Origin of the sequence: Luedemannella helvata (genome assembly GCF_039528415.1) — a bacterium.
Lineage (GTDB): Bacteria > Actinomycetota > Actinomycetes > Mycobacteriales > Micromonosporaceae > Luedemannella > Luedemannella helvata.
The window spans coordinates 207,046-217,950 of record NZ_BAAALS010000003.1 but is presented as its reverse complement, the minus strand read 5'-3'; the positions used below and the strand labels follow the sequence as shown (position 1 = coordinate 217,950).

The 10,905-nt window shown below is 68.9% G+C and carries 5 protein-coding genes and 2 CRISPR repeat arrays; of the genes, 3 read left to right on the top strand and 2 right to left on the bottom strand.

From position 1 onward, the window contains the following. Positions 1-209: 209 nt before the first annotated feature. Positions 210-1,400: a serine/threonine-protein kinase gene (locus ABD191_RS04610; RefSeq protein ID WP_344077153.1), complete on the top strand. Its 1,191-nt coding sequence runs from the start codon at positions 210-212 to the stop codon at positions 1,398-1,400. 3 nt (positions 1,401-1,403) lie between these two features. On the opposite strand, the gene ABD191_RS04605 is transcribed toward ABD191_RS04610, so the two are convergent. Continuing rightward, on the bottom strand, positions 1,404-2,081 hold the full coding sequence (locus ABD191_RS04605) for a hypothetical protein (protein WP_344077151.1): 678 nt from the start codon (positions 2,079-2,081) through the stop codon (positions 1,404-1,406). 77 nt (positions 2,082-2,158) lie between these two features. Next, the gene (locus tag ABD191_RS04600) at positions 2,159-2,329 is read right to left on the bottom strand and encodes a hypothetical protein (protein ID WP_344077149.1); all 171 of its coding nucleotides are present in this window, start codon (positions 2,327-2,329) and stop codon (positions 2,159-2,161) included. A 90-nt stretch (positions 2,330-2,419) separates the two neighbouring features. On the opposite strand from ABD191_RS04600, the gene ABD191_RS04595 reads away from it, so the two are divergent. Together ABD191_RS04595 and ABD191_RS04590 are read left to right on the top strand one after the other, a co-directional pair. Further along, entirely contained in the window at positions 2,420-4,456 is a 2,037-nt protein-coding gene (locus ABD191_RS04595) for an N-6 DNA methylase (protein WP_344077147.1), read from the top strand. Positions 4,457-4,742: 286 nt separating this feature from the next. After that, positions 4,743-8,611: a CRISPR direct-repeat array (repeat unit 28 nt; unit sequence CTGCTCCCCGCGCACGCGGGGGTGATCC). A gap of 91 nt (positions 8,612-8,702) precedes the next feature. After that, positions 8,703-9,220: direct repeats of the CRISPR family, unit length 28 nt; unit sequence CTGCTCCCCGCGCACGCGGGGGTGATCC. Between the two features lie 399 nt (positions 9,221-9,619). Continuing rightward, a complete protein-coding gene (locus ABD191_RS04590; protein WP_344077145.1) occupies positions 9,620-10,822 on the top strand; it encodes a trypsin-like serine peptidase in 1,203 nt (400 codons plus the stop codon). Positions 10,823-10,905: the final 83 nt, after the last annotated feature.

Here is a 10,905-nt window from a genome sequence, read left to right as displayed (position 1 = left end):
CCGCGATGTCGACTGTGGATGGTATACGTGAACCGTGTTTACAAGCTAGACGTTTTTTGTATTCATTCACGAACGAGCGGATGAGGAGTCCTCCCCCAAACACCTCGCCCATTCGGACGAAGTGGCCTGGCTACGCTGGACGCGTGGTTGCGGGCGTGACACTCAAGGACCGGTACCGGGTAGGCCACTCTCCGGTGTCGCGGAGCGGCATGGCCGAGGTCTGGACGGCGCGGGACACGGTGTTGGACCGGCCGGTGATCGTGAAGGTCCTCGCCGTCTCCGATGTGGACCTCCTGCGCAGGTTCCGACGGGAGGCGCTGCTCACCGCGAAGCTCAGCCATCCTGGCGTACCTCGCATCTTTGATCTGGATCTGCAGGGCACCCGGCCGTACCTGGTGCTGGAAAAGATCGACGGGCTCACGCTGGCGGATCTGGCGGCCGAGCAGGAGCAGTTGCCGGTGGCCTGGGTCGCGTCCATCGGCGCACAGATCAGCGCCGTGCTCATCGCGGCACATGAGCTGGGTCTTGTGCATCGGGACATCAAGCCGAGCAACGTCATGATCGAGGCGAGCGGCGCGGTCAAGGTGCTCGACTTCGGCCTTGCGGTTATGCCGCAGGACGAGCGGTACTCCAGGATCACCAAGACCAGCGAGAGTCCTGGCACCGTCGGCTACATGGCCCCGGAACAGATCAACGCCCAACCCACGGATCACCGGGCCGATCTCTATGCGTTAGGTGCCACGCTCTATCACCTGATCACCGGGCAGGAGCCGTTCGGCGGAACCACCACGATCACCACCGCGCACCGCCAGATATTCGATGAGCCTCCACGACCAGCCGCGCTTCGGCCGGATCTACCAGCGGCCTTGGACGACCTCGTACATCACCTCATGTCGATCGACCCCGGCAAGCGGCCGAGCAGTGCGACCGAAGTTCACACGATCCTGACCCCCTACGCCAGCCCACGGCCGCCCATCCCTGGCGTCATTGATGAAGGCGTGAACGCGGTGCGGGCGTATGCGGCCGCGATCGTCGGCCAGACGCCAGCGCCGGCTCACCACATCGAGCCACCCCGACCGCGCATGAACAGCTACGAGCACGAGGCGGACGAGGCGTCTCGGCTGCTTGCGGGCGGGCAGGCGCGGGCGGCGGCTCGTCAGTGGCGACAGCTCGCGGAACGGTACGCGCAGCAGCACGGCGAGCATGATCCGAAGGTTTTCGAGTGGCGGCGCCAGGCCGCACGCGCCCACCTGCAGATGGATGAGCACGACCGGGCACTGCGCCAGCTCGAAACCGTGCTGACCCGACAGATTCAGGCCGTCGGACCGGACCACGCCACGGTGCGCGAACTTCGCCAGGAGATCGCCGATCTACGCCAGCAGCTCGGCGACAGGAGCTGACCGCTACGGCGACCGGCTCACGCGTACCGACCGGGGATCGCTGAACCGCGCCGGCAGCAACGCCGCCTTCTGCCGCGGGAACCGGCCATCGGGACTGCGGAGGACGAGGGCACACGTCTGACCGCGGGTCTCGGTCGTCAGCGCCCGGCGGGCCAAGCGCGAGTACATAGTGGAGTGCTTGAGCCAGGCCGCCTCCTCGCCGTGCGGATCGAAGCCCCGACCGCTTGCGGCGTGACCGAATGCGTCATGGACCGCCCGGAACATGTCGTTCTCCCCATCGCTCAGATAGGGATGGGGATTCTCGCTCGCGGCAGTGGAAAAGACCCGCAGCTGGCGCCTCCGGATGTCGGCCACCATGGCGCTGACGTCGGGGTACGGGTCGTCATCGACCACTCGGACGGTCACTCCGAGGCCGCCGAACTCAGGCCGACCCACGAGAAAGTGAAACTGCTGCACCGTCTCCCTGCAGAACGCGGCGTATGCGGCGTACGCACGCTCCTCGCACACCGGCGCGCTCAGGTAGGCGTCCGCGATGCTCGTGGCGAGTTCCCGGTCGAAGCGAACCCGTCGGTAGACCGACTGGTGTGGCTCCCGCGTGTGACTACCGAACCGCCGCGCCCCCGCGGTGAGATACCCCACCGGCTCGAACGGCGACGCCGGTAACTGGTCGGAACTGAGCAACTGTGTTCATGGTCCTCCTTCAGCGGTCGTCGGGCAGAGCGGACCGGATGGTCCGCTCGCGGGGCGGTTGGCCAGCCTCAGGTCAGAGCGGCGATTCTGTCGTCCGCCGCGCCGGCCGGCTGAGCCTGCTTCCTAGCTCGCTGCTCATCCCGCAGATACTCGCCGAACACGCGGATCTCAGAAACGCGGCGGTCCTGATGGAGCTTGGCGAACTTGCCGATCGTCGTGCTGCGCCCGCGCCGTCCCATTGCACCCTCCCTGTCGATTGTGTACGGCGTGAAGATAGCATGGTTTGTGAACACGGTCTACAGATTGATCCGTCATGCTAGAGTTCACGCGTGACCGAGGAGCCAAGTACTGTCATCGGGGACGCCACATTGACCGCGAGCGGCATCGCTCGCCTGGCAGGCGTCGGCCGGGCGGCAGTGAGCAACTGGCGTCGCAGGTACGCGGATTTTCCGGCCCCGGTTGGCGGCACCCCGGCAAGTCCGTACTTCGACGCGCGCGAGGTCGATCAGTGGCTGCGGCGTCAGGGCAAGCTGCGCCACGCGAGCACGGAACAATGGACGTGGCGACACATCGAGACATACCAGCCGGCGGCCCAGATCGGCGACGCGCTCAGCGTCGCGGGCGCATACCTGCTTGTCCGATCCGAGCTACCCGCCAACGGTGATGCACTACTCACACCAAGACAGCTAGTGACCCGACTGCGGACCCTGGACCGCGACCTCGCCGCCCGACTGCGCGCGGTCCTGCCCGACGAATGGAGAGACCAACTCAAGAACGTGGTGCAGGCGGTCGAGCAACTAGCGGGCGAGAAGGATCCCGAGACGGCTTTCGAGTACCTGCACAACCAGTACGTCTCGTCGGCACAATCCATGTCGGGCCTCGCCGGCACCCCGGACAGCGTGGCCGAGGTGATGCTGACGCTCACAGGCGTCGGCCGGCAAACGTTCGACTTCACCTGCGGCACCGGTTCCATCCTGCGAATGGCGGCGCACAAGGCGGTGGAGGCTGGCACGACCACCCACTGCTACGGGCAGGAAATCAAAACCCAGTACGCCTTGATCGCTTTGATCCGACTGTGGTTCGTCCATCGGCGCGCTCAGCGGGCCGGCCACCAGGCCGCGCCGGCTCCGGCCGTACACGTGGGGGACAGCCTGCTCGCCGACGCAGTTCCCGAGCTACGCGCCGACGTCGTGGTGGCCAACTTCCCGTTCGGCATCCACGAGTGGGGACACGACCAGCTCGCCTATGACGCCCGCTGGGCGTTCGGGTTGCCACCTCGCACCGAGCCGGAACTCGCCTGGGTCCAGCACGCTCTCTCCCACCTCGCGCCCGGCGGCACGGCAGTGGTCCTCATGCCCCCCGCCGCCGCCGCGCGCCCCGCCGGACGGCGCATCCGCGCCGAACTGGTCCGCCGCGGCGCGCTCCGCGCCGTGGTCGCCCTCCCCGCAGGTCTCATGGCACCAGCCGGCATCGGACTGCAGGTCTGGGTACTCACCCAGCCCGACGGTGCTCATGCCCACGACGCCCGGATTCTGTTCCTCGATGCCTCCCACCACAATCCCCCGGCAGCGCTGGTAGGCAAGGTGTGGCGCGAGTTCGAGTCCGGCGACTACCAGGAAGTTCCCGGCCTGCACCGCGTCATCGCGCCTATCGAACTCGTCGACGAGCGGGTCGACCTCACTCCGCAACGGCATCTCCCCGGACCGGGCGAACAGCCCGGCGACTCAGCGCAGACGATGGCACGGATCGGCGAGCTCGAACGCAGGCTCAGCGCGCTGGCACGGGCGCTGCCCAACGTACAGCCGGTCAGCGCCACGAGCCTCGGTGCCGCGCCACAGGCAAGCCTCTCCGATCTGGTCAAATCCGGCAGCATAACGATACGGCGCATCGCCACGCCTACACGTCTGACCGGTGTATCCACCATCGAGGTGGCCGAGACCGATCCCCTGGAAACCGCAGTCCAGGCACGGCCCGGCGACATCGTTACGTCCGTGGTCGGGCAGGAAGTCAGTTTCCAGGTGGTCCCGGACCACCATGAGCAGGTCCACCTTGAGCCCGGCGTGCAGGTGATGTCCGTTGACCCGACGCGATTGGACCCGTGGTTTGTAGCAGGCGTGTTGTCGTGCGCCGTCGGCACGCGACCCGCGAGTCGCTCCTCCATGACCGGCAACAGCGCGACACGCCTGGACCTCCGGCGCTTCACCATTCCCGTACTGTCACTGCACGAACAGCAACTCTACGGTCGAACCTTTCGCACGCTTGCTGAGTTTCAGTCAAGTCTCGGCGCAGCCGCCAAACTCGGCGCAACAGTGGCACGGGAAATCCGAGCCGGCCTCAACGCAGGTACTCTCACCCCAGCGGAGTAATACCTCGACAACTGGTGCAAAGTTCCAATATGGCCAGTCTAGTGGGGGTGCGGTGCGTCAGTTCCGTTCTCACTGCCGCTTCCGACGGCCAACCGACCTGAGGCGGACAGGTTCGCCAGGAGCACACGCCCGATACCGCACGACAATCGGTCCGACCACCACACGGCAAGCCGCTACGATCGGCAGATCATGCAATCTGGACTCACAGGCTTCATGACTTCAATAATGGTCAAGCAAAGTGAAGAAAATCAGCACAACTGATCTTCAACGCTGCACGTCAACAAGTCTGCTCCCCGCGCACGCGGGGGTGATCCGCAAGGGGCTGCGCGGGAAGCGGCCGGAATGATCTGCTCCCCGCGCACGCGGGGGTGATCCCTGCGCGATCCGGCCACCCTGGCCCGCCCCTGGCTGCTCCCCGCGCACGCGGGGGTGATCCGCTGGTCGGCGTCGAGCAGGCGCGGGTGGATCGCTGCTCCCCGCGCACGCGGGGGTGATCCGACCACAGCGGCGCGCTCGATCGTGGCGACGATCTGCTCCCCGCGCACGCGGGGGTGATCCTCCCGAAGCCATCAAAATCGAGAGCGTTCTCGACTGCTCCCCGCGCACGCGGGGGTGATCCGTTCAGGAGCTTCTCGCGTCGAGCGGGTATGACCTGCTCCCCGCGCACGCGGGGGTGATCCCTACCTGCTGACGCGGCCGAGACGGTCCGTTCCCTGCTCCCCGCGCACGCGGGGGTGATCCGGTCCTGGGCACGGCCGGGATGGACCCGGGTGCCTGCTCCCCGCGCACGCGGGGGTGATCCGGTTCCGGATAACAGCTAACGTGTAAACATCACCTGCTCCCCGCGCACGCGGGGTGATCCCGGCCGGCCGAACAGCCACGTGGGCATCTACTCCTGCTCCCCGCGCACGCGGGGGTGATCCCCAGTGTGGCCAGCCCGTCCCCCGTTGGCACAACTGCTCCCCGCGCACGCGGGGGTGATCCCTGCGGCAGCGACATGCCGCTCGCGTTCACGACCTGCTCCCCGCGCACGCGGGGGTGATCCCGCGTCCGGGCGCGCGCGATTCAGACTGCGTAACTGCTCCCCGCGCACGCGGGGGTGATCCCGCCTTGCGTAGGGCGTTGTATCCCGCCGTGCCCTGCTCCCCGCGCACGCGGGGGTGATCCCAGCCGCACGCCCCGGATCCGGGACCGGTTGAACTGCTCCCCGCGCACGCGGGGGTGATCCGAAGACCCAGGCGGAGGCCTCTGCCGCGATCCTCTGCTCCCCGCGCACGCGGGGGTGATCCGTCGACGCTCAACCGGTGGGAGAACGGGCGCGCCTGCTCCCCGCGCACGCGGGGGTGATCCCGTTCGCGGCGTCCTCGTCACCGACGGCGTCGGCTGCTCCCCGCGCACGCGGGGGTGATCCGCCGATCGCTACGGTGCGCGGCGCGATCCGCTTCTGCTCCCCGCGCACGCGGGGGTGATCCCGAACCGGCCCACAGCTCGCCGGCGGACAGCAGCTGCTCCCCGCGCACGCGGGGGTGATCCCCGGCCGTCGCGGTTGTTCAGCTCGAAGCTGGCCTGCTCCCCGCGCACGCGGGGGTGATCCGGTGCTGGCCGTCGCGCATCCCCTCGTTGGCGTCTGCTCCCCGCGCACGCGGGGGTGATCCCGTACGCGGCATCGTCATCAACGCCGAGGGCGTCTGCTCCCCGCGCACGCGGGGGTGATCCCGCGTCCGGGCGCGCGCGATTCAGACTGCGTAACTGCTCCCCGCGCACGCGGGGGTGATCCGCTCATGCAACCGCCGCCGGTAGTCGGCGACTACTGCTCCCCGCGCACGCGGGGGTGATCCTCCGGCGAGTGCGCGTTCCGCATCGTCGGTGCGCTGCTCCCCGCGCACGCGGGGGTGATCCCCGGGCTGACGCCCGCTACGGCCACCCGCGCTCCTGCTCCCCGCGCACGCGGGGGTGATCCGGGGCCAGGGACCATCAAGGCAGGCGCGGCCGACTGCTCCCCGCGCACGCGGGGGTGATCCTGCAGAAAACAGTCCTAACGCTCCAACGGTCCTCTGCTCCCCGCGCACGCGGGGGTGATCCTCGGATGTCAGGAAAACCGGCTCCGCGTTGCCGCTGCTCCCCGCGCACGCGGGGGTGATCCTGCGAATCAGGGCAGTGGTGTGGATCGACACGCCTGCTCCCCGCGCACGCGGGGGTGATCCTCTGCGACGTAGGACACCTGGTTGCCGACCTTGCTGCTCCCCGCGCACGCGGGGGTGATCCCGGCGCCGCCGTCGAGATCCTGACCGCTCTGATCTGCTCCCCGCGCACGCGGGGGTGATCCCAGCGGCATCGTCGGCGACCTCGCCCACCGGCGCTGCTCCCCGCGCACGCGGGGGTGATCCGCGCCGTGAGCGCAACCAGCGCGACCAGGGCAACTGCTCCCCGCGCACGCGGGGGTGATCCGTTCCGCCACAGCACGACCTGCTCTCGCTCCTCCTGCTCCCCGCGCACGCGGGGGTGATCCCCGCCACCCAAGACATCCCCGGACCAACCTTGCCTGCTCCCCGCGCACGCGGGGGTGATCCCACATCGACGAAACCCGCCGCGTCGTGGATCATCTGCTCCCCGCGCACGCGGGGGTGATCCACGATCGGGTTGGACGCCGGGCACGCCGGATGGCTGCTCCCCGCGCACGCGGGGGTGATCCGCCGTCAGCCACTGTGACCACCACCCCGGCTCGCTGCTCCCCGCGCACGCGGGGGTGATCCTGGCCGTCCGCGCTGGTCATCCTGGGGTTTTTCCTGCTCCCCGCGCACGCGGGGGTGATCCCCACAACCCCCGCTCGTACCCGTACGCGGGGATCTGCTCCCCGCGCACGCGGGGGTGATCCCAAGGACTTCGCGCAGAAGCCGGGATGGGAGACCTGCTCCCCGCGCACGCGGGGGTGATCCGTGATTCCCAAGGGATGCGTCCGTGGCGATCGTCTGCTCCCCGCGCACGCGGGGGTGATCCTCGCGCCGGGCCGAAACTCAAAGGGGCCGAACTCTGCTCCCCGCGCACGCGGGGGTGATCCGGGCTCACAGGCGTCACGTTCGTCGCGGTCGTCCTGCTCCCCGCGCACGCGGGGGTGATCCTTCATCGCGCCGACGGATAGCGACCCAGGATCACTGCTCCCCGCGCACGCGGGGGTGATCCGGAGTACAGCGAGACCCCCCGGGCGGTCATCGTCTGCTCCCCGCGCACGCGGGGGTGATCCGACGCACGCGGCGACCGCGACCTGTCCAGGTGCCTGCTCCCCGCGCACGCGGGGGTGATCCCTCGATGCGGGTCAGCCGGCCGGGCGGGTCGTCCTGCTCCCCGCGCACGCGGGGGTGATCCGGTTATTCACGCGCCTAAACCTGGCCGGACGGTCTGCTCCCCGCGCACGCGGGGGTGATCCTTCCATCAGCTAGAGTCTGCTGGGTGGGTGACTCTGCTCCCCGCGCACGCGGGGGTGATCCTCTCTCCTAACATGCGTGCGCGCGATGCTAGTACTGCTCCCCGCGCACGCGGGGGTGATCCTGGACCGACGGTGAGCCGACCTACCTCGACGTGCTGCTCCCCGCGCACGCGGGGGTGATCCTCGGCCAAACAGCCCGCGCACCGTGGTGCCCTCCTGCTCCCCGCGCACGCGGGGGTGATCCGTCTGCGGCCGGGCCGGACGGGGCGGCCGAGTACTGCTCCCCGCGCACGCGGGGGTGATCCTTCGAGGTTGTACCGTTCGGCTAGCTCGGCGGCCTGCTCCCCGCGCACGCGGGGGTGATCCGTCCACGTTCGTCGGGCACGTGCTCAGTCACTTCTGCTCCCCGCGCACGCGGGGGTGATCCCGATCAGCTCAAAGTCCACACCTCGTGCCGCGGCTGCTCCCCGCGCACGCGGGGTGATCCCCACCGTGCATCTCGCCTGGGCGGCACTGTCGGCTGCTCCCCGCGCACGCGGGGATGATCCCGGTCAGCACGACGGAATGGGAAGCAAGGGGGACTGCTCCCCGCGCACGCGGGGGTGATCCTCGGCGACGATGTCGCGCTGCTCGGGGGTCATCCTGCTCCCCGCGCACGCGGGGGTGATCCGCGGTACCTGCGCCTACGGCTTGACGTGCCCGCCTGCTCCCCGCGCACGCGGGGGTGATCCCAGGGCGCGCTCGTGAGACCCGAAATCAAAGCCTGCTCCCGGCGCCCGCGGGGTGATCCGGTCGCAGAAGCAGGGATAGCAGCGCCTCAGGGCTGCTCCCCGCACACGCGGGGGTGATCCGTGGGCCGCGTGGGTCATGTCGACGGTGAGCGTCTGCTCCCCGCGCACGCGGGGGTGATCCGGTCTGGCGGGGGATCGATCGCGTCCTCGACAGCTGCTCCCCGCGCACGCAGGGGTGATCCTATGAGTAGCCGGTAGCTCAATCTGACCCAACTCCTGCTCCCCGCGCACGCGGGGGTGATCCTGGCCTCCACGGCGATGCCAGAGCCCGGCCACCCTGCTCCCCGCGCACGCGGGGGTGATCCCCTGCCGTGCCCGTTCGTGCTGACCACGATCGTCTGCTCCCCGCGCACGCAGGGGTGATCCGGTCGCCGCGCAGCTGGCAGGCAAGTACGGCGGCTGCTCCCCGCGCACGCGGGGGTGATCCGTTGGGGGCTGTCTTTATCAAGGTCGGCAATTTCTGCTCCCCGCGCACGCGAGGGTGATCCCCCGATGTTGCGGATGGGGAAACCCACGGAGTTCTGCTCCCCGCGCACGCGGGGGTGATCCTCGGATGAGCCGCCAGACGTCCGCCACGTGGGCCTGCTCCCCGCGCACGCGGGGTCATCCGATGTGGAAGCAGTAGCTCACGGAGGACTACGGCCGTTTCCCGGACACGCGGGACTGATCCGCCGACACCTACTGTTCCTCTTCGACGACGAGCTTACGAACAGAGATCAACCATGTACCCGGCCAACCTCCACTCTCCCGGTCGCACGGAAAGGCTCATTGATGCCCGTTCAGGCGGCTCTGCCGCCGGGTCCGACGATTCCGCCGCCGCACCGCTTCGTCCTAACGTGCTGTCTGGCGAGCGGCAGTGGAGACGACTCAGGAGCACGCGTTGGCGGATGGCCGGAACAGTCCGGATGACGGCGTCATCGCGCAGAGCCGAACTCGGGCAGGTGAAGAGTGACGGCTCAGCGCAAGGAGCCCAGCGGCTGGATCGAACAGCACCGGGTGGCGCTGATCCGGGTCGTGCGCTCGGACAACGAAGAATTCCGGGCGTCCGGCTACCTGATCAACTCGGATACGGTCCTCACCGCGGGACATGCGCTCGACGGTGCGGTCAGCGTCTCCGTGGAGTTCTTCGTCGGCGCGACGAGTGAGCCCCGGCGCGTGGAATCCTCGACATGGTGGTCCGGCTGGGACACCTTCGGCATCGACATCGGAGTCGTACGGATCAGCGGCAAGAGTGTCCGGGTTGGGACGCCCGCGCGGATCGGGCGGATCAGCCGCGTCGACCGGAAGGTGACGTGCGGCGTGGCCGGCTTCCCGTCGTTCAAATTGCGGACCAGGCCCGAGGGCGCGGCCGGGCGCGACACGTCAGCCTTCCGCGAGCTGGTCAGGCGCGACGGTCAGATCATGACGCTCTCCAATGCTCGTACCAGGACGGTCGAGGTGGCGGTCGATCCGCCGGGCCAGGTGGTGAGCAGACCCTGGGACGGGATGTCCGGGGCGCCGATCTTCGTCGATGGCTACGTCATCGGCGTCGTGAGTGACCACTACCCCGGTGATGGTCCAGGCGTCCTGACCGGGACCCTGCTGGCGGAGCTGTTCGACGCGCTCCCTGCCGGGGAACTCAAGAAGGTCTGTGGCTGGCTCGGCATCAGCACGGAGCCTCTCGACACCATCAACGTGCTGACATTGGAGGATCACGAGTTCGCGGACCCGCCGGTGGACCTGCCCGACCGGGTCGCCCGCAACCTGCGGACGTTCGGTTGCCGGCCGGTGCAGGACGTGCCGCCGGTCCGGGTCAACCTGTCGCGCTCGAAGCACCGCCTCGCCGCCAGCGAGCGGGTGATCGGGTTGCGGTTCGACAAGGACTTCGTCTATGTCGAGTTCATCGTGAAGCTGGTGCAGGGATTCCCGGCGTCGGTGATCCTGACGACGCGCCAGATGAGCATTTATGACATGTACGGCCACCGGCTGGCCATCCCGTACACGAAGATGCGCGGCGTGACGTACGAGACCACGTACCGCACGGTGTCCAACTTGGACGCCCGCGACTATCAGATCACGGTCTACGAGCTTCACCTGTCAACCGGGAGCGTCGAGACGCGGGACAAGCGCGCGGTGGATATCGCGACGACCATCTCCCGGTGGCTCGACTGACACCTCCAGCCACTCCGGTCGTGTGAGGCCCGGACAGGGCGTCGCGGTGCGGGCACCACCACCGCTTCCCGCGCCGCATGTCG